The sequence below is a fragment of the Pseudomonas sp. GW821-FHT02A08 genome (assembly GCF_059422045.1).
Genome location: NZ_JBWKWD010000038.1, coordinates 41,573 through 61,197 on the forward strand (window position 1 = coordinate 41,573; position 19,625 = coordinate 61,197).

Sequence of the window (19,625 nt, forward strand, 5' to 3'; positions counted from 1 at the left end):
ATAATTAAAGATTCTGTCAAGTGGTCGATCCGTACTCTCGAATAAGGTGGAGAAAATACCGTGGCGATAAATACCATTATGAGTCTGCTGGAAAATAAGGAATTCCTGGAGTTTTTGCGTCTGGGCGTTATTTACGTACATTTGGTGGCGTGTTGTGTGGCCATTGGTTTGGTGCTGACCAGTGATGTTGCGATGGTCAAGGACCTTCTAAAGCGGAACGTATTTACTGAGCATGATAATGCTCACATGGAAAGTCTTCAGAAGTCTGTCATCGTTGCACTAATAGCGCTGTGGGTAACGGGGGTCGCTGTCGTCGGTATTGATTACCTGGATAAAGGAGCCGATTACTTTTTGAATCCAAAGCTTCAAGCCAAAGTCATTATTGTGGCATTGCTCAGTTACAACGGCGTCCTGTTGCATCGCCTGGTACTGCCAGCCCTGCAAAAGGCAGGCTCCTTGCTCAAACTCGGATTCAGTGCACGGATGCTGGCGTTGGCCTGCGGGTCGTTGTCGGCAGTGTCCTGGATGTATGCCGCCATGCTGGGAGTCGGGCGCCCCTTGGCCTGGAAGTATTCCCTTTCCGAACTGTTGATGGCTTATCCGCTACTGATTTTGCTCGGGTTCCTGACGATGCTGGTGTTGACCCAGCGAGCGAAACAACAGGACGACTACGTTGCGCCTGCGCGGGCAGTAGCAAGCACATGCTAGGCCGATACTGCGGGTAAATCCTGCGGGCTTGTCCAGAGCCCGAAAGGAAGCGGCCTTCCGGATGCAGGTTTCAATGCGGACCTGCACCGCAAGGTCGTTTTTGTTTTGTGTCATCCCCTTTAGCCCAATGTCGCTGCTCATTTCGATCAATAAGTTGTCATTTACGGTCATTGAGGGATGGCGGCGCGACTCTTAGTCTGTCGAACATGACTGATGGGGGCCACAGAGCTCCTGCACTTTCCGTGATCGCTCGATGTGGAGTTACCGATGACCGCCGCTCAATACCCGCACCTGCTGGCTCCGCTGGACCTGGGGTTCACCACGCTGCGCAATCGCACCCTGATGGGGTCGATGCACACTGGCCTTGAAGAGAAACCGGGTGGCTTCGAGCGCATGGCGGCGTACTTCGCCGAGCGTGCCCGTGGCGGTGTCGGCCTGATGGTCACCGGCGGTATCGGCCCGAACGACGAGGGTGGCGTGTATTCCGGCGCGGCCAAGCTGACGACCGAAGAAGAGGCGCTCAAGCACCGTATCGTTACCCGTGCCGTGCATGACGCGGGCGGCAAGATCTGCATGCAGATCCTCCATGCCGGTCGTTATGCCTACAGCCCGAAACAGGTTGCGCCCAGCGCGATCCAGGCGCCGATCAACCCGTTCAAGCCCAAGGAACTGGATGAGGAAGGCATCGAGAAGCAGATCAGCGATTTCATCACTTGCTCGGTACTGGCACAAACCGCCGAGTACGACGGCGTGGAAATCATGGGCTCCGAAGGTTATTTCATTAACCAGTTCCTCGCCGCCCACACCAACCATCGTACCGACCGCTGGGGCGGCAGCTACGAAAACCGCATGCGCCTGCCGGTGGAGATCGTCCGTCGCGTGCGTGAAGCGGTAGGTCCGAACTTCATCATCATTTTCCGCCTGTCGATGCTCGACCTGGTCGAAGGCGGCAGCACCTGGGAAGAGATCGTTCAACTGGCCAAGGCCATCGAGCAGGCCGGTGCGACCATCATCAACACCGGTATCGGCTGGCACGAAGCGCGGATTCCGACCATCGCCACCAAAGTTCCGCGCGCGGCCTTCAGCAAGGTCACGGCCAAGCTGCGGGGTTCGGTCAATATTCCGCTGATCACCACCAATCGTATCAACACCCCGGAAGTGGCCGAGCAGATCCTGGCCGACGGCGATGCCGACATGGTGTCCATGGCGCGGCCGTTCCTCGCCGACCCGGATTTCGTCAACAAGGCCGCTGAAGGCCGTGCCGATGAAATCAACACCTGCATCGGTTGCAACCAGGCCTGCCTCGACCACACCTTCGGCGGCAAGCTGACCAGTTGCCTGGTCAACCCGCGTGCCTGCCACGAAACCGAGCTCAACTATCTGCCGGTGCAGCAGCTGAAGAAAATTGCCGTGGTCGGTGCCGGTCCGGCCGGTTTATCCGCCGCGACCGTGGCCGCCGAGCGTGGCCATCAGGTGACGCTGTTCGATTCGGCCAGTGAGATCGGCGGTCAGTTCAACATTGCCAAGCGCGTTCCGGGCAAGGAAGAGTTCTTTGAGACCATTCGCTACTTCAACCGCAAGTTGCAGACCACCAACGTCGAGGTGTGCCTGAACACCCGCGTCGACGTGGCGGGACTGGTCGAGGGCGGCTACGACGAGATCATTCTGGCCACCGGCATTGCGCCGCGCGTGCCGGCCATCCCAGGGGTGGAAAACGCCAAGGTGCTGAGCTACCTGGACGTGATCCTGGAGCGCAAACCGGTCGGCAAGCGCGTCGCGGTGATTGGTGCCGGTGGTATCGGTTTCGACGTTTCCGAGTTCCTGGTGCATGAAGGTGTCGCCACCAGTCAGGATCGCGCCGCGTTCTGGAAGGAATGGGGCATCGATACACACCTTGAAGCGCGCGGCGGTGTTGCGGGAATCAAGGCAGCGCCCCATGCGCCAGCCCGCGAGGTATTCCTGCTGCAACGCAAGACGTCCAAAGTCGGCGACGGCCTGGGCAAGACCACCGGCTGGATTCATCGCACCGGCCTTAAGAACAAACAGGTGCAGATGCTCAACAGTGTTGAATACCTGAAGATCGACGACGAAGGCCTGCACATCCGCATCGGCGAAGCCGGCGAGCCGCAGGTGCTGCCGGTGGATAACATCGTGATTTGCGCCGGGCAGGACCCGCTGCGCGAATTGCATGACGGTCTGGTGTCGGCGGGGCAGAGCGTGCACCTGATCGGCGGCGCGGATGTCGCGGCAGAACTGGATGCCAAGCGTGCGATCAATCAGGGTTCGCGTCTGGCGGCGCAGTTGTAATACGCAGATCCAGCGTGCCAATGGCTATCGCGGGCTTGCCCGCGAAGGCGTCCTCAAGGCTGTTAAGATGCCTGTTCCCCACTCGGATCAGGCGTCAATGCTTCTCCCTCCCGATACTTGGCTACCCCAGGCCCCCCTCGAACGCCTTGATCTCGACTGGCTCACCCATGCCGGCATCGAAGTGGCGATCCTGCGCCTGGACCGGATCGACCCGCTGATCAGCGGCAACAAATGGTTCAAGCTCATCGAGCACCTGAAGACCGCCGAACGCCAGGGTGGCGAAGGCATCATCAGTCTCGGTGGCGCGCACTCCAATCACCTCCACGCCCTGGCGGCGGCGGGCCGGCGTTTCGGCTTTTCCACAGTGGGCCTGTTGCGCGGCCACCCTCAGCAAACCCCGACGGTCAAGGACTTGCAGGCGTTCGGCATGGAGTTGCACTGGCTGGGTTACGCAGGCTATCGAGCGAGGCATGAAGAGGGTTTCTGGCAACCCTGGCAAACCCGCTACCCGACGTTGCATCCGGTGCCTGAAGGGGGAGGCGGTTTGCCTGGCGCCCTGGGTTGCATGCAACTGCGGGCCAGCGTTTGCGCGCAACTGGAGGGCTTGGGTTGGCGTGACTACGACGGCTGGTGGCTGGCCTGCGGAACCGGCACGACCCTGGCCGGCCTGGTGCTGGCCGAAGCGGGGGATCATCCGGTGTACGGTGCCCTGGCGGTACCTGACGATCACGGGGTGGCGCAGCAGGTCGAGAGGATCGTGCGGGAAGCGGGTCTGATCGATGCAGCTTATGAGCTGTTCGAGGCCAGTCGCGGCGGGTTTGCCAAGGTTGATCCGCTGCTACTCGACTTTATCGAAAAGACCGGGAAGGGCAGCGGCATTCCCCTGGAACCGCTTTACACCGGCAAGGCTCTCATGGCCCTCAAGCAACAAGTCGAGGTGGGTAAGTTCGCCCGGGGCACGCGGCTGATCTTCGTCCACACCGGCGGTTTGCAGGGACGAAGGGGGTTCAGTCCACAAATCTGAAACGCACGGCAAATCAATGTGGGAGCGAGCAAGCTCGCTCCCACATTGGAATGCATTGGTCTCAGGCGTCGCGGTTCACCCGCTTGGGCATCATCCGCAGCAGGGTGTTATCGCCCACCACATAGTGGTGATACAGCGCGGCCGCGGCATGCAGGCCGATCAGCCAATAGCCGATAGTGCCGCCGAGTTCATGCCATTCCTGGAGTTGTTTGGCCAGGTCCTTGTTTTCCGCTACCGGCATCGGCAGGTCGATACCGTAGAACATCACCTGATTGCCTTTGGCGCTGGTGACCAGCCAGCCGAGAATCGGCGTGACGATCATGAAAATGTACAGCGCCCAGTGCATCAGCCTGGCCAGCGTCGTTTGCCAGTGCGGCGACGCCGGGAAGATCTGCGGCGCCGGGCCGAAACTGCGTGCGAACAATCGCAGCCAGACCAGAACGAATACGGTCAGGCCGAGCATGAAGTGTGATTCGACGATCAGCGTGCGCCCGCCACTGCCCTTGGGAAAGAGCCCGCGAAACTCGATACAGGCGTAAACCAGCACCAGCAGGACCAGCATCAACCAATGCAGCGCGATCGATAGGGTGCTATAGCGCGACTCGGAGTTTTTCCACGGCATAACGGTGTTCCTCAGAGGTCCGGTTTAAAGCCACCGCTGTTGTTCGGCGGTGAGCTTTAACTGTAATCCTGTTTCACCGGGTTTGCCTGAGGCGATTGGTCGCTGAAGCCCTGGTTCAGGTAATAGACAGAAAACACTATCACAGCCACGAAAAAGGGGACTTGCGTCCCCTTGCGGTGTTGCCTTGTGCAGCCCTAAACCATCAGTAGATGTCTTTCGACAACAAGGTGAACGGCGTCTTCACCAGAATCTTCAGGTCCAGCCACAGCGACCAGTTGTTGATGTACTTGAGGTCGATCTCGACACGCTTCTGCATTTTGTCGATGGTGTCGGTCTCGCCACGGCAACCATTGATCTGCGCCAGGCCAGTGATGCCCGGTTTGATTCGATGGCGCGCCATGTAGGCGAGAATTTTCCCCGAATAGTAGTTGTTGTGCGCGATGGCGTGAGGGCGCGGGCCGACCAGTGCCATGTGTCCTTGCAGCACGTTGAACAGTTGCGGCAACTCGTCCAGCGAAGTACGACGGATGAAGCGTCCGACAGCGGTGATACGCGAGTCGTTACGGCTCGCCTGCTTGACCTCATGGTCGTCGTGCACGCGCATGGAGCGGAACTTCCAGACCTGAATCACCTTGCCGTTCCAGCCATGGCGGTCCTGCTTGAAGAACACCGGGCCGGGGGAGTTGAGCTTTACGGCCAAGGCAATGACCAGCAACACCGGGCTCAGCAGGATAATGGCCAGCAGGGCCACGCTTTTTTCCACCAGGCTTTTGCTGAGCGCGGCAGTGGGCCGACTGGTCAGCGGACTTTCGTTCAAGTAGATCGCCGGCAGGCCGTCCACGACTTTCACCGAGTGATTGAGCAGCGTCAGGCTGTTCAAGTCCGGCACCCAGACCACGTCAACGTTGGCATCGAGCAAATCGACGTACATGGCTTCGATTTTTGCCGCTTCCGACAGGGGTAGCGTGATGTACAAACGACGGATGTCATGGGTCTTGATCAGTTCCAGCAGGTCCTCCTGGGCGCCGACGATGCGCGGTGCGCCCGGCTCCAGGTCAGGAAGGGCGCCGTTGCTGACCAGGCCCACCAACGGCAGGTTTTCGAGGTCGCTCAGCTTGTTCGCCAATCCCAGCGCCAGTTCACCGGTGCCGACGATCAGGGTTTTATGCTCGCTTTTGCGTGACCGCTGGTAGAACTTCGAGAACGCATGCAGCGGAGCATACAGCAACGCCTGGCCGAGGAAGCCGTACACCGCCCAACCCAGGATGACTTGTCGGGAAAACAGCTCATCGGCCTTGCAGACAAACGCGATGCAGGCCAGCGCCGCCATCGTCATGGACCAGCCCATGAACAGGCGTCCCAGCCCTGACAGATAATTGTCTCTTTTGCGGTACACGCCGCTGAACGTATAAGCCGGAACCGAGGCCAGGACGGCGAGCGTTGCGCACATTCGGTAATAGAACTCGACCGTTCCAGTGTGCCGCTCGGCAAGTATGAACAACAGAGAAACTACAAAGCCCTGTGCCAGCGCCCACTGCCCCCAAAAGGTAAGTCCCTTGAGGCCCGTGTTTCGATTGATACTAAGAGTAAGATCCATACAATATCCCCAAAAGACGTCCATTCAGGTTTCGACAGTTGAAATCCGAGTTGTTAAGTAGGCTTATTATTGTTGTTGGAACAGTGTCCTGAGGTAACAACGTCGATATGCCGAACTGTCGTCAGTCAATAGACTAAGTTATTGGCGGAGATGCTGTCTGACGAGTTCTAACAAGATGGCAAAGTGCCAACTATCAGGATTTTAGAAAAGGTCGAGCGTTAGAAAAGGTCGAATGGAAGGAGGTGAATAATTAGAGTGGTCTTTGGTATTGTAGGAGGGGTGGGGATGAGGGCGGTCTGACTGGCGCGGAGGTTGAAACCAAACAGAGTGCTTTTTTATTGTTGTAATCGCACTGTTTCTGTTTGTTTTATTCGTTAAAGGTGGAGATGTTTACGTCACGACTTCCTGGATCAGGCAATAGCCACGATTTCTTACTGCACGAAACAGCCGTTCACCGTTACTGGCCATTTTGAATTTGTCTTGCAGTCGACTCAGGCACATTTCCAGGCCGCGATATTGTTCCGGCTCCCTGCCGATGCTGAGGATCAGTTCGTCTCGACTGACGACACGCTCTTCATGGTGCAGCATTTTCTTTACCAGCGCGGCTTCCAATCCGGTCAGGCTGATCTCGACGCCCTCTTTTGCCAATACGCTTTGATCCTTGTCGAGTTGCCAGGCTTCGCTGTAAGGAGTGTCGCCCTCGATTGTTCGCGCAATGTCGTTGGCTGCCCCGGCGGTTGCCGGCATGCTGTGGAATGGATTAGTCGATTGCGCTGCCAGCCATTCGGATTCCAAGGTGGCCAATAGTCGCTGTGTATCATGTTCGATACTGCGCGCGACGTTCTTCCTTGAAACGTTTGGGTAGCTGAACTCCATCAGCAGGGGAGCGGAAGAGGGCGACGCGGCACCTTCAATAAACATCTGTGCCTGGGAGGTGCCAAACGAGTTGAAGCGCTCACTGGACAGGATGTTCTCAAGTTCACGCTGCGACGTAGTGCTGTGGGTCACGACGACAAAGTATTTCCTTGGGAGGGTTGTACTAGTTTCCATGTCTCTCTCCTGAAGTACACACCAAATTTGGCGAAAAGATGATCGGCAGGGGAGTAATAACTCCCTCGGAAGTAATCGAAAGGCAGGGTCTGGGCCCAAATTTGGCCCTCGATAGGTTCCACTCGATCTACAGTTACAGAATAAACTCTTATTGTTATGGTCCGATGTTGCCTCGGTGATTGAATCGATAAGTGTCGTCAGTATGAAATACAAAAAAAACGATGAAGTCGAGACCTTTGTATCGTTGAGGAAAATCGCCTGTTGAATTGATACTAAAGCGCCATCCCTGCGGTGTATCAGGGGGTCGAGATCAGCCCCCTCATCAACCGGTACCCATGCCCCCGGATGCTCTGGATGGCGTTTGTGCCATACATGTCCTTGATTTTCCCACGAAGGCGACTGATCGATTTTTCCAGCGCCCTGGGGTCATAAAAGTTGGTGTTGAGCCCCATGATATTGGCGATTTCATCGTGGCTTAGTATGTGATTACTGGTTTGCGCAAAGGCTTCCAGGATCTTCATTTCTGCAAAGGAAATGTCCAGCTTCTTGCTGGTGCCCAGTAGGCAAATACGGGTGGGGTCCAATATCAAATTGATATCTCTTTGCCATTCTTCACTGTTGAAGAACTCGGCGAGCAACTCGAAGCTTTCATCGGAAAGGGTATTGAACTTGATACAGTAGTCGGCCCCCGCAAGATAGTACTTGATCTTGTTGTAGCTGCCTCGGCCCGTGATCACCGCGCAAATAATGGGTTTCAAGTTGCCGGTGCGCAGGTCTTCCACTAGCGCGAGGCTTTCCTCGAGGGCCTGGGGGCTGTCGATGATGATGAAGATGGCGCGGTACGAACCAGAGCGTTCATTCTTCTTGAATGAACTAGTGTAGGCGTTGGCCTCTAGTGCCATATCGGTCCGCACATGCCTTGCGACTAGCGCTCTAAAATGTTCAGCCACGCCACGGGTACGACCCAGAGTGAGAACTCCGGGTTCATCGTTAGTCTGGCGCTGGCTTCTAGTCGCTAAGTTCCCTGTAAGCATCATGCATTGACTCGAATAGGTGCTGACATCGGGATGTTAAAGCACCGGTTCTCATCTGTGACTGACAATTGGTAACATTTACGCGAATTTTAGACGTGGCTCCCGAGTTTTCTAACAATAGTTAAGCTTTTCAAGCTTTTAGTTGATTTTCTCGGTGGGCTGAACTAGTGAAATAGCGCCACTAGATGGTGGCAATATGGAATTGTGCCACTATTTTGAAACGATGGCGATTTGTTTTTTATGTCCTTTTGCCACTGTTTGGCCCTCTGCGTGCCATCATTCATGCCAAGGTGCTGAATCCAGTAAGACACACAATTAGTGTGAGGGCGATCACACTTTATTGAGTGGCGAGACTTTTTTCTACTGAATACCTAAATATATTTCCGAGGTGTTCGTACTCGGACGATTATTAACATGGCTTGAGTGTGTCTTTTGATAAGACATATTCTCCCTCGCTACATCAGGTAATGGGTGTGGATGTCTCGATTGTTTTGCTTGAGCTACTCAATATCTGAGTGCAGTTGACGGATCGTTCCCAAAGAACGGTCTGACGGAGGATTGATGGATTTCTGGACCCTTTTCAAAGTGTTGATCCTGGGCGCGGTAGAAGGCCTGACTGAGTTTTTGCCGATCTCCAGTACGGGCCACCAGATTATTGTTGCGGACTTGCTGGAATTTGGCGGTGAACGCGCCATGGCGTTCAATATCATTATTCAGCTGGGCGCCATTCTTGCCGTTGTCTGGGAGTTTCGCCGCAAGATTTCAGAGATCGTCAAAGGACTGCCCACCCAACGCAATGCACAACGATTCACCCTGAACGTGCTGATCGGTTTTCTTCCGGCCGTGGTTCTGGGTGTCTTGTTCGCCGACCAGATTCATCACTACCTGTTCAACCCGATCACCGTGGCAGTCGCCTTGGTCGTGGGCGGCATTGTCATGTTGTGGGCGGAGCAGAGGGACCACGTGGTGCACGTCGACCATGTCGACGACATGCGCTGGCCGGATGCACTGAAGGTAGGCTTCGCGCAATGCCTGGCGATGATCCCGGGCACTTCCCGTTCCGGATCGACCATTATCGGTGGCTTGCTGTTTGGCCTGTCGCGCAAGGCGGCTACCGAGTACTCGTTCTTCCTGGCGATGCCCACCATGGTCGGTGCGGCGGTGTATTCAGGCTACAAGTACCGGGAGCTGTTCCAGACCGGCGACCTGCCGGTTTTCGCCCTGGGCTTCGTCACAGCGTTCTTTTTCGCCATGATCGCCGTACGCGGCCTGCTCAAGTTCATTGCGAACCACAGCTATGCCGCCTTCGCGTGGTACCGGATTGTTTTCGGATTGTTGATCCTGGCAACCTGGGCATTCGGCTGGGTGAACTGGACGGCGGCGGCCGCCAGCTGAACAGGCGAGCCAGGCGGATCAAACCACCTGGTTGAAATGGCGAGAACAACCGGGCATCAACGCCCTTCAAGCAACCCGGCAGCTTGATCCAGCAAGGCCAGGGGCTCCTTGGCCTTGTGGATATCCACCGACAACAACTGCCGAAACTTGCGCGCCCCCGGGAACCCGGTGCCCAGCCCCAGCACATGGCGAGTGATGTGGTGCATCGAACCGCCAGCGTCGATGTGTGCGGCGATATATGGCCGCAACTGTGCCAGTGCTTCGGCCCGCGTGATCACCGGCGCCGTGCTGCCGAACAGCTGCTGGTCCACCTCGGCCATCACATAAGGGTTGTGATACGCCTCGCGGCCCAACATCACGCCGTCGAACGTCTGCAAATGCTCGTGGCAGGCCTCCAGCGTCTTGATCCCGCCGTTGAGAATAATCTCCAGCTCGGGAAAATCCGCCTTCAACCGCGCCGCCACGTCATAACGCAGGGGCGGGATGTCACGGTTCTCCTTCGGCGACAACCCCTCCAGAATCGCAATCCGCGCATGCACGGTAAAACTGGTGCACCCGGCATCCCGCACCGTGCCAACGAAATCACACAGCTCCTCGTAACTGTCCCGCCCGTTGATCCCGATGCGGTGCTTGACCGTCACCGGAATCGACACCGCATCCCGCATCGCCTTCACACAATCGGCCACCAGTTGCGGGTGCCCCATCAGGCACGCGCCGATCATATTGTTCTGCACCCGATCACTCGGGCAACCGACATTCAGGTTCACCTCGTCGTAACCATGCTCCTGCGCCATGCGCGCGCAGGCGGCCAGGTCCAGCGGGACACTACCGCCGAGCTGCAGGGCCAGCGGGTGCTCAGCTTCGTTGTGGCGCAGGAAACGCTCGTGATCGCCATTGAGCAGGGCACCGGTGGTGACCATTTCGGTGTAGAGCAGGGCGTTTTTCGACAGCAGGCGCAGGAAGAAGCGGCAGTGGCGGTCGGTCCAATCCATCATCGGCGCGACGGAGAAACGGCGGGAGAGCGGGGCGGGTGTGGCGTTGGCTGCGGACATTGGCAATCTGGAATCGGTGAGGCTGGGAGGAGGGGGAGTTTATCAGGAATGGGATGACGGGGCTCAGCAGTCCGAATACCGGCAATCAGGTCTGTTTAATTCAGTACGAAAATGTCGGATATTTCCCGCAACACACGTCCCCATCGCCCACATTGCACTCCCTCAGCCACCCGGATAGCCTTTTTGCGTCGCTGCAAATTCAGCGACAAGGGTGTGGAAGCCCTTCACAAGATCTAGGCGCACAGGCGTCACCTGAATTTAGGCAGGCGCTTTTTTCATGTCTGCTGTTAAATTATGGCGGCTGTGCGCGGGGCACTTTCGGGTGCGCCGGGTTCCTAGATCCCCGGTCTTCCACACCTGCGCACAGCTGCCACCCCATCATGTGGAAGTGATGCTGGCAGTTCCTTTGGTTAATTCTAGGAACTCACACGATGAAAAAGATCACGCCTGATCCTCCGCAAACCGCAATGGCTTCCGACTCTCTCGATCTTGGTCAACTCTCCGCTGACTCTCAGCGGGTGGTCAGCAAACGACTTAGAAACCCGAATCACGCCGACCCCGTCTGCCATGTGTTCACCATTCTTCCCAACGTCGACACTGAAACGCTCCTGTGTCACGCCTGCGAGACCCTTGCATCGTTGAACGTCTTGACCACTGATCTGGCTTGTCAGCTCGAAGGTTCAACACGCAGTTTGGCGCTGTCGATTCAGCAGCTGGCGGTGGTGGGGGAGTTGTTGGTGAATCGGGCATTGGACAATGTCGATCCGCAAAGCGTTGGGGGTGAGATGTCGCCAGGTGCACACGGTTCCTGAACCAACGCTGTCACCCCATAAGGTTTCATGTTGCCCAGCACAGCCGAGGCGTAGGATGTCCGCCAAAGGTCATGTCCCCCGCGTCTCAACCTGCAGGTATCAAAAAAATGATCGCAAACCTCGTCAAAGTCTCGCTGATTGCCGGTGCTTTGTTGTTGAGCGCCTGTTCGGGTGTGAGCACCCACAGCGATTATTCGGCCGACTCCGTGCAGCCTGCCGGCTTCGGCCCGGGGCCTACCAGCAACCCCAATAAGATGAATTTCCACGGCAGCGCACTCGGCAACAGCTTCGGCGAATACGGTTCAGGTTTGCTGCACGACGATTGATGCGTGGTCCGCAATGAAGAAGGGCGCCCCTTTGGATGCGCCCTTTTTTGTGCGAAAAAAACGATCCGTTACTTGGCGTCAGGCACCGCCAGCCACTGGCGCAGGATCTTCTGGTAGTTGCCTGTCGCCTTGGCCAGGTGCAGCCACTGATCGATGTACAGCTTCCAGGTGATGTCGTCCCGGGGCAGCAGGTAGGCTTTTTCGCCGTATTGCATGTAGTGCGTGGGGTTGACGGCGCACAGGCCCGGTTTGAGCTTCTGCTGGTACAGCGCCTCCGACGTATCGGTGATCATCACGTCGGCTTTTTTATCCAGCAGTTCCTGAAAGATGCTCACGTTGTCGCGCAGTTGCAATTGCGCCTTGGGCAGGTAGGCGTGGACGAAGGCTTCGTTGGTGCCGCCGGCGGGTTCGACCAGGCGAACCGTTGGCTGGTTGATCTGTTCGACGGTCTGGTACAGCGCCTGGTCTTCGCAGCGCACCAGGGGGATTTTGCCGTCGACGTCCAGGATGCTGCTGAAGAAGGCTTTTTTCTGCCGTTCCAGGGTGACCGAGACGCCGCCCATGGCGATGTCGCACTTGCCGGCGAGCATGTCGGGCATCAGGGTTTTCCAGGTGGTGGGCACCCACTCGACCTTGACGCCAAGGCTGTCGGCCAGGGCGCGGGCCATGGCGATGTCGATGCCGGAGTATTCGCCGTCCTCGGCTTTGAGGGTGTAGGGCTTGTAGTCGCCGGTGGTGCAAACACGCAATTGTCCCTTTTGCATGACGCTGTCCAGATGCGAAGGTTCTGCCTGGGCGCCAAGGGAGAGTGCGAGCAAGCCGCCGAGCATCATTGCTCTTTTGATTTTCGTCATTGTTATCGGGCTTTTGTGCTGGAGTGGTTTTGAAGGGGGAGTGTAGTGAAACTTTCACCGGTGTGAAAATCAACGCCCCCGGGAGATGCCTCATTCCACTTCCGGGCTCAACGTCCCCAACCACGCCACCAACCCCACAATCAAAACCGCCGCGGCCATTTCCACTACCACACTGCGCCGAAGTGCATGGGCTGCCTCGCGATATTGGCCCTCTCGCAACGACCGCTCCAGCAAGGGGCCAAGATGAAAGCGGTTCAGCGCCGCCAACACCAGCATCCCGGCAAACAGCAGCACTTTGATCGCCAGCAGAATTCCGTAGGGGCTGAGTAAAACCTCATCGAGTTTCGGCCCGACGATGAACAGGTAGTTCACCACGCCCGTGACGGTAATGCCCACGACGATCAGCGCACCGACAAGCTCAAATCGCCTGACTGCGCGAGCCAGCAAGCGTATGTTGGCTTCGGTTTGCAGGGCTCGGGGTTGTGCCATCAAGGCAAACGCCAGCAACGCGCCGAGCCAGGCGCCGGCCGCCAACAGGTGCAGGATGTCTGTGGTGAAGTGCCAGTAACGACGGCTGCCTTCGTCCATGGCGCCATGCCCGCTCCAGGCCAGGCTGGCGAGGGCGATGCCTCCGGCAGTGCTGGCGATCACCAGGCTGAGGCCGGGGGCGCGTGTGTTTAGCATCACCGCCAAACCTGCGACCGCCAGTGCAATCATCCGCACGGCCCAGGCCATCCCGACGTCTGTCTCGAACAGCATCATTTCGAGGTGAGGGCGCAACTCGGTAACGTCTGATTCGCCGCTCATGGCGCGGACCATCAGCACCATGCCGGCGATGGACAGCAGTGCGCCGAGCCCGGCTGTTGCCGTCAACAGCCGGCGAAAGGGCCGCACCGTCCCGGATAGCCTCTCCTGCCCCTTGAAGCTGTACAGCCCGAACAGCGCCACGCCAAACAACAGCATCAAATCCACATACAACACAAACCGTAGAACGACGTTGGCCGAGTCGCTCATCGATCATTTCACTTTGAACGTGACATTGCCGGTGATCGGGTGGGTGTCCGACGACACCGCACGCCATTCGACCTTGTAGGTGCCGGCAGTCAAGGGCGCTGTCGGGGTGATGAACATGGTCTTCGGATCACTGCCGCCGCTGACTTTGGCCTTGACCGGCATCGGGGCGTGGGCCATGCCGGCCATTTCGGTCATCAGCAGTTTGGCGCCGGAAAACTGGGTGACGAGGTTTTCGGAGAAGTGCAGTTCGATCTTGTCGGGCGGGGCACCTTCTGCGCCTTCCACCGGCGTGGAGGCGAGCAGTTTGGGGTGCGCTTGAGCGAGGGTGCTCATGAGCAGGCCGCTGAGCAACGCGACTGCGATAGCGGTGGGTTTGATGAGGCGCATGCAAGGTCCTTTACCGCTCGAAGCGGTTGTTGTCGGTTTTGGGTGAGTCTGTTCAGAACCACAGCCGAACACCGAGCACGAGGCGGGTTTCGCTGCGGTCCTGGTCTTCGTCGTTGGCGTAGTCGGCGGTGTTGCCGTAGGTGCGGTTCCAGGTCACGCCGAGGTAGGGCGCGAATTCCCGGCGGATTTCGTAGCGCAGGCGCAAACCCGCCTCGGTGTTGGACAGCCCCGCGCCGATGCCCCGCTGCGGGTCGTTTTTGCCATAGGCATTGAGCTCGACGGTCGGCTGCAGGATCAGCCGGTTGGTCAGCAGGATGTCGTAGTCGCCTTCCAGCCGCACGGCGCTCTGGCCGCCTTCGCCGATGAAGGCCGTGGCTTGGGCCTCGAAGTTGTACAGCGCCATGCCTTGCACGCCGAACGCGGCCCAGGTTTGCGGGGCGCTGGGTTTGAAGTCCTGGCGCACGCCGCTGACGACGTCCCACCACGGGGAAATGGCGTGGCCCCACAGGGCCTGGATTTCCGCGTCCTCGGTCACGCCGTTGGTGCGTTCACCTTCGGAGCGCAGCCACAGGCGATCGATGTCGCCGCCGACCCAACCGGACAAATCCCAGGCCAGGGTGCTGCCGTCATCGGCGTCCTGCCACTCGAGTTTGTCGGCGAGGAAAAATGAATTGAGCGTGCTGTCATGTACGTGGTGGCCGGCGGGATCGGCATACACCGCAGCGCGATCGGCATCGGTCAGCACCGGGATCGGCGTGCGGCTTTCGCTGGGGGCGGCGGGCTGCATCTGGCCGTCGTCCATGCCTTGCATCTGGCCGTGGTCCATCTGGCTGTGATCCATGCCTTGCATGTCATCGCTGGCGGCCATCGCCGTCGAGGTCGCGAGTGCCAAAAAAAACGGGGTGAATCGAGTCATGGGGTGCGCCTCATTCTTCCACGCGAACTTCACGGAACATGCCCATTTCCATGTGGTACAGGAGATGGCAGTGATAGGCCCAACGGCCGAGCGCATCGGCAGTGACCCGATAGCTGCGCCGGGAGCCCGGTGGCATGTCGATGGTGTGTTTGCGCACCATGAACTGGCCGTTCTCGTCTTCGAGGTCGCTCCACATGCCATGCAGGTGGATGGGGTGCATCATCATCGTGTCGTTGACCAGCACGATCCGCAGCCGCTCGCCGTACTTGAGGCGCAGGGGCTCTGCATCAGAAAACTTCACGCCGTTGAACGACCAGGCGAATTTTTCCATGTGGCCGGTCAGGTGCAGCTCGATGGTGCGGCCAGGGTCGCGGCCGTCCGGATCTTCGAAGGTGCTGCGCAGGTCGGAGTAGGTGAGCACGCGGCGACCGTTGTTGCGCAGGCCCATGCCGGGATCGTCGAGTTTTGGTGAGGTGGACATGGCTTGCATGTCCACCAGCGGGTTGTCGGTTTCCGAGGCCGGGTGGGACTGCATGCCGGGCATGTCGCCCATGGCCATGTTGCTGTGATCCATGCTTGCCATGCTGCCGTGGTTCATGCCGGCCATACCCATGCCGGCCATGCCCATGTCATCCATGGTCACCAGAGGGCGTGGGTCCAATGGCGGCAGTGGCGCAACCTGTCCGGCCTTCATTGCCAGGGTGCCCCGTGCGTATCCGGTGCGATCCATCGCCTGGGCGAACAGGGTGTAGGCCGTTTCGGTCGGTTCGACGATAACGTCGAAGGTTTCCGCCACGGCGATGCGAAACTCGTCGACGCTCACCGGTTTGACGTGCAGGCCATCGGCGGCGACCACGGTCATTTTCAGGCCGGGGATGCGCACGTCGAAGTAGGTCATGGCCGAGCCGTTGATGAAGCGCAGCCGCAGCTTTTCCCCCGGGCGGAACACCCCGGTCCAGTTCGAGTCCGGTGCCAGGCCGTTCAACAGGTAGGTGTAAGTGGCGCCGCCGACGTCCGCGAGGTCAGTGGGGTTCATCTTCATCTCGGCCCACATTTTGCGATCGGCGACGGTCGGCCCCCAGCCTTTTTCGCTGACGTCGTGGATGAAGTCGCCCACGGTGCGTTTGTTGAAGTTGTAGTAATCGGACTGTTTTTTCAGCGTCTTCATCAGGCCGACCGGGTCTTCGTCGGTCCAGTCGCTGAGCATCACCACGTAGTCGCGGTCGTACTGGAACGGCTCCGGGTCCTTGGCGTCGATCACCAGCGGGCCGTAGACGCCGGATTGTTCCTGGAACCCCGAATGGCTGTGATACCAGTAGGTGCCGTTCTGCCGCACGGTGAACTGGTAAACGTACAGGCCGCCAGGCTCGATGCCCTTGAAGCTCAGCCCCGGCACGCCGTCCATGTTGGCCGGCAGCAGGATGCCGTGCCAGTGAATGGACGTGCTGTCCTTGAGTCTGTTGCGCACCCGCAGCGTCACCGTATCGCCTTCGCGCCAGCGCAGCAGCGGGCCGGGAATGCCACCGTTGATGGTCAGTGCGGTGCGCGGGCTGCCGGTGAAGTTGACCGGGGATTCGCCGATGAACAGGTCGAAATCATTACCGGCCAACACCTGGGGTTCGCCGGGACTGCTGATCGCCCAGACCGGCGTGCGCCATAACCCGAGGCCGCCGCAGAGTCCGCCGATGGCCAGGCCTTTGACGAAGGTGCGTCTTGAAGTGTGGGAGTGCATGCCGTGTGTTCCGCCCGTCAGCCTGTTGAACTTGTCGACGAGGCTAGCGGGCGGTGCCTTTCAGCAGGCTGAGGCGGGGATTACAGTTTTGACAGGTTGGACGTCGCTTTCTGGCTTGAAGTGGACTTTTCCCTTGAGGCCACGGTGTCGCCGCCGCAGTTGATGTAGGAAGACGACTTCAGCCAGCGTTGGTCCGGGTAGTAGGAAAACAACAATTGCCCGCCCTTCATCGAATCAATCAGTCGATGGGCAATCGCCGGCCTGACGGCCGGGCAACCCAGGCTGCGGCCGATGCGGCCATTGGCGCGGGCCAGCACCGGGCTGACATAGGGCGCGCCGTGAATGACGATGGCCCGGTCAAAGGCGTTGTCGTTGAAGCCGGGCTCCAGGCCTTCCATGCGCAACGAGTAACCGTTCTGGCCGAGGTAGCTTTGCTGGGTGCGGAACAGGCCGAGGCTGGTGGCGTGGCTTTCGTTGCGGTTGGAGAACAGGGTGGCCATGTTTTCACCGCTGTTGCGGCCATGGGCGACCAGTTCGTGAAACAGCAACTTGCGCCGCTTAAGATCAAAGACCCAAAGACGTTGTTCGGTCGAGGGTAGGGAGTAATCGATCACCGCCAGTCTTTGGGCGGGGGCGATACCTTGTGCGCGGCTGCATTGGGTGGCGCGAACGGCCAGGGCAATCACTTTGGCGTCGGCGCCGGGGGCTGCTTTGACCAGCGCGTTTTCAAGCGAATCGGCGTAGGCTGACGTTACTGAAAGGCACGTCAGTAAAATGGCAAATAAAAGGCCAAAGCGGTTTAGCGCCATAATCGGGTCTCATCATGATAATTTCGAGTCTAGCTGGCAGCGAGTGGAAAGCTAGCCGTTTGAAACGGGGGATTAAGGATTATCCATGGTGCAGTTAACAAGGTCATTCGTCATAAGCCGCATGTTTTTTATGGGCTTTCTGATCAGCGGTGCGGCGTTTGGGCAAATTTCGCCGATTGAGCCGGTATCTGTAGCGAGCAGCACAATCGATGCCGCAGCGCCCGGCGATGCGGTCGGCCATGCGATTCAGGCGACGCTGGAACCGCTGCGGTCGGCCTTTCCGCCGTTGCTCACGTCCAGGCGCCATCAGCGCGTGGATGTCAGTCGGGTGGTGCTCGATTTCTATATGCATCGCAACTATCGCGCCGCGTGGACGGACGATCGTGACGTGGCGCAATTACTCAAGAGCCTGGAAGACACCCGAATCGACGGCCTGAATCCGGCGGATTTTCGCATCACCGAACTGGCACAGGCCCATGAATCGCTGGCGGCGGCCATGCCTTCCACGGCGCAACGGGCGATGTTCGACATGGCGGCGACCCGCACGTTCATCACCGCGCTGCTGCAACTGCGACGGGGCAAGGTCGATCCGTCGCGGCTGGACATTCACTGGAATTTCGAACCTGCCGGCGGCAATGCCCGCGAGGACATGAACAACCTGTTCGCCGCCCTGGATGACCATGACGTGGGGCGTGCCTTTGCCGAGGCACCTCCTCAGGAAGAGATTTACCGCAACTTGCGTGAGGGCCTGGCCCGGTTGCGCCAGGTCCGTGATGCGGGCGGCTGGCCGAAAGTCACCGAAGGGCAATCGCTCAAGCCCGGCATGGACGGGGTGGCGGTCGCACAATTGCGTGCGCGTCTGGTGGCGGGCGGTTACCTGGACCCGCACCTGTCGAAAAAGGCCGGTTACGACGGCAAGGTCATTGCCGCGGTGAAGAAGTATCAGACTGAGCAATACCTGGGTGCCGATGGCGTGGCGGGGGCGGCGACGCTGGCGGCACTGAACGTGCCTGTCGAGGCGCGGATCGATCAGGTGCGGGTCAACATGGAGCGCGCTCGCTGGTTGTTGTACAAACTTCAGGGAACCTTCGTGATCGTCGATATCGCCGGCTACAAGGTGGCGATGTACCGCGACGGTCTGCCGATCTGGCGTTCGCGGGTGCAAGTCGGTAAACCGGTGCGCAGTACGCCGGTGTTCCAGGCCGAAATCACCTACATCACCTTCAACCCGACCTGGACCGTGCCGCCGACCATCCTCAAGCAGGACGTGATTCCGAAAGTCCAGAACGATCCGGGCTATCTGGCGGCCAACCGCATTCGTGTACTCGACCGCGAAGGCAATGTGCTCGACCCGTCGGACGTTGACTGGAGCAATCCGCGAGGCATCCACCTGCGTCAGGATGCCGGGCCCGACAGTTCGCTGGGGCAGGTGGTGATCCGCTTCCCCAACGACTATGCGATTTACCTGCACGACACACCGCACCGCGAGCTGTTTGCCAAGACGGTCCGGGCCACCAGTTCGGGCTGCATCCGCGTGGAAAACCCGCTGCAACTGGTCGAGTTGTTGTTCAACGACCCGGTGCGCTGGAACAGCGCCGGCATCCAGAAGCAGTTGGCCAATGGCCGGACCGAGAACGTCCTGCTGCCGGTGAAAGTGCCGGTGTTGTTGGCTTACTGGACTGTGGACCTGAGCAACGACGGGCGGGTGACGTTCAAGCCCGACATTTATGATTACGATGCCAGGGTGTTGCAGGGCTTGAGTCAGCCTACGAAACTGCCCGCGCTGGACTTGCGTCGCGCAGAGATACCGCTGGTGGTGACGGGGCAGAGCAATCAACCCTGAAAGGGTAAAATAGGCGCCACTGGGGCTAATGCCAGTCAGTTAAGCAATTTCATCCGCGACACCCTTTGTAGCAGCTGCCGAGCCCGCGAGGCTGCGTTCGGCTGCGAAGCAGTCGTAAAATCAGTCATTGCGGTACGTCAGGC

At 58.8% G+C, this 19,625-nt stretch carries 18 protein-coding genes; 7 read left to right on the forward strand and 11 right to left on the reverse strand.

What is annotated here, in order from left to right; genetic code table 11:
• Positions 1 to 60: 60 nt before the first annotated feature.
• The 3 genes from AC07W4_RS22605 (at position 61) to AC07W4_RS22615 (ending at position 4,039) form a co-directional block, all read left to right on the forward strand.
• Complete coding sequence (locus AC07W4_RS22605) at positions 61 to 708, forward strand: hypothetical protein (RefSeq protein ID WP_495034036.1); 648 nt, start codon at positions 61 to 63, stop codon at positions 706 to 708.
• 267 nt (positions 709 to 975) lie between these two features.
• Complete coding sequence (locus AC07W4_RS22610) at positions 976 to 3,015, forward strand: oxidoreductase (RefSeq protein ID WP_495034037.1); 2,040 nt, start codon at positions 976 to 978, stop codon at positions 3,013 to 3,015.
• A 97-nt stretch (positions 3,016 to 3,112) separates the two neighbouring features.
• Entirely contained in the window at positions 3,113 to 4,039 is a 927-nt protein-coding gene (locus AC07W4_RS22615; RefSeq protein WP_495034038.1) for a 1-aminocyclopropane-1-carboxylate deaminase/D-cysteine desulfhydrase, read from the forward strand.
• A 61-nt stretch (positions 4,040 to 4,100) separates the two neighbouring features.
• On the opposite strand, the gene AC07W4_RS22620 is transcribed toward AC07W4_RS22615, so the two are convergent.
• The 4 genes from AC07W4_RS22620 to AC07W4_RS22635 all read right to left on the reverse strand — a co-directional run bounded on the left by AC07W4_RS22620 (position 4,101) and on the right by AC07W4_RS22635 (position 8,345).
• Positions 4,101 to 4,661: a cytochrome b gene (locus AC07W4_RS22620; protein ID WP_495034039.1), complete on the reverse strand. Its 561-nt coding sequence runs from the start codon at positions 4,659 to 4,661 to the stop codon at positions 4,101 to 4,103.
• A gap of 202 nt (positions 4,662 to 4,863) precedes the next feature.
• Entirely contained in the window at positions 4,864 to 6,258 is a 1,395-nt protein-coding gene (locus AC07W4_RS22625) for an undecaprenyl-phosphate glucose phosphotransferase (protein ID WP_495034040.1), read from the reverse strand.
• Between the two features lie 390 nt (positions 6,259 to 6,648).
• Positions 6,649 to 7,308, reverse strand: a complete 660-nt coding sequence (locus AC07W4_RS22630; RefSeq protein ID WP_495034041.1) for a winged helix-turn-helix domain-containing protein — start codon at positions 7,306 to 7,308, stop codon at positions 6,649 to 6,651.
• A gap of 296 nt (positions 7,309 to 7,604) precedes the next feature.
• Positions 7,605 to 8,345, reverse strand: coding sequence for a winged helix-turn-helix domain-containing protein (locus AC07W4_RS22635; protein ID WP_495034042.1), 741 nt, complete (start codon positions 8,343 to 8,345; stop codon positions 7,605 to 7,607).
• A gap of 558 nt (positions 8,346 to 8,903) precedes the next feature.
• Here AC07W4_RS22635 and AC07W4_RS22640 point away from each other — a divergent pair.
• On the forward strand, positions 8,904 to 9,737 hold the full coding sequence (locus AC07W4_RS22640; RefSeq protein WP_495034043.1) for an undecaprenyl-diphosphate phosphatase: 834 nt from the start codon (positions 8,904 to 8,906) through the stop codon (positions 9,735 to 9,737).
• A gap of 56 nt (positions 9,738 to 9,793) precedes the next feature.
• Here the strand turns inward: AC07W4_RS22640 and dusA are convergent, their stop codons facing one another.
• Complete coding sequence (dusA, locus tag AC07W4_RS22645) at positions 9,794 to 10,789, reverse strand: tRNA dihydrouridine(20/20a) synthase DusA (RefSeq protein ID WP_495034044.1); 996 nt, start codon at positions 10,787 to 10,789, stop codon at positions 9,794 to 9,796.
• A 431-nt stretch (positions 10,790 to 11,220) separates the two neighbouring features.
• On the opposite strand from dusA, the gene AC07W4_RS22650 reads away from it, so the two are divergent.
• Both AC07W4_RS22650 and AC07W4_RS22655 read left to right on the forward strand, forming a co-directional pair.
• Positions 11,221 to 11,601, forward strand: a complete 381-nt coding sequence (locus AC07W4_RS22650; protein ID WP_495034045.1) for a DUF6124 family protein — start codon at positions 11,221 to 11,223, stop codon at positions 11,599 to 11,601.
• A gap of 107 nt (positions 11,602 to 11,708) precedes the next feature.
• The gene (locus AC07W4_RS22655; protein WP_495034046.1) at positions 11,709 to 11,927 is read left to right on the forward strand and encodes a hypothetical protein; all 219 of its coding nucleotides are present in this window, start codon (positions 11,709 to 11,711) and stop codon (positions 11,925 to 11,927) included.
• Between the two features lie 68 nt (positions 11,928 to 11,995).
• Here the strand turns inward: AC07W4_RS22655 and AC07W4_RS22660 are convergent, their stop codons facing one another.
• From AC07W4_RS22660 to AC07W4_RS22685, 6 genes are all read right to left on the reverse strand, one after another.
• Complete coding sequence (locus AC07W4_RS22660; RefSeq protein ID WP_495034047.1) at positions 11,996 to 12,781, reverse strand: transporter substrate-binding domain-containing protein; 786 nt, start codon at positions 12,779 to 12,781, stop codon at positions 11,996 to 11,998.
• 90 nt (positions 12,782 to 12,871) lie between these two features.
• Positions 12,872 to 13,795: a copper homeostasis membrane protein CopD gene (gene copD, locus AC07W4_RS22665; protein ID WP_495034048.1), complete on the reverse strand. Its 924-nt coding sequence runs from the start codon at positions 13,793 to 13,795 to the stop codon at positions 12,872 to 12,874.
• Between the two features lie 3 nt (positions 13,796 to 13,798).
• Positions 13,799 to 14,182 carry a copper homeostasis periplasmic binding protein CopC gene (gene copC / locus AC07W4_RS22670; RefSeq protein WP_495034049.1) on the reverse strand — a complete coding sequence of 128 codons (384 nt, stop codon included), beginning with the start codon at positions 14,180 to 14,182 and terminating at the stop codon, positions 13,799 to 13,801.
• Positions 14,183 to 14,234: 52 nt separating this feature from the next.
• Positions 14,235 to 15,098, reverse strand: a complete 864-nt coding sequence (locus tag AC07W4_RS22675; RefSeq protein WP_495034050.1) for a copper resistance protein B — start codon at positions 15,096 to 15,098, stop codon at positions 14,235 to 14,237.
• A 10-nt stretch (positions 15,099 to 15,108) separates the two neighbouring features.
• Positions 15,109 to 16,830, reverse strand: coding sequence for a copper resistance system multicopper oxidase (locus AC07W4_RS22680; protein WP_495034051.1), 1,722 nt, complete (start codon positions 16,828 to 16,830; stop codon positions 15,109 to 15,111).
• Positions 16,831 to 16,910: 80 nt separating this feature from the next.
• Entirely contained in the window at positions 16,911 to 17,639 is a 729-nt protein-coding gene (locus AC07W4_RS22685) for a murein L,D-transpeptidase catalytic domain family protein (protein ID WP_008048957.1), read from the reverse strand.
• 85 nt (positions 17,640 to 17,724) lie between these two features.
• Here AC07W4_RS22685 and AC07W4_RS22690 point away from each other — a divergent pair, with 85 nt between their 5' ends.
• Positions 17,725 to 19,482, forward strand: a complete 1,758-nt coding sequence (locus AC07W4_RS22690) for a L,D-transpeptidase family protein (RefSeq protein ID WP_495034052.1) — start codon at positions 17,725 to 17,727, stop codon at positions 19,480 to 19,482.
• Positions 19,483 to 19,625 lie beyond the last annotated feature (143 nt).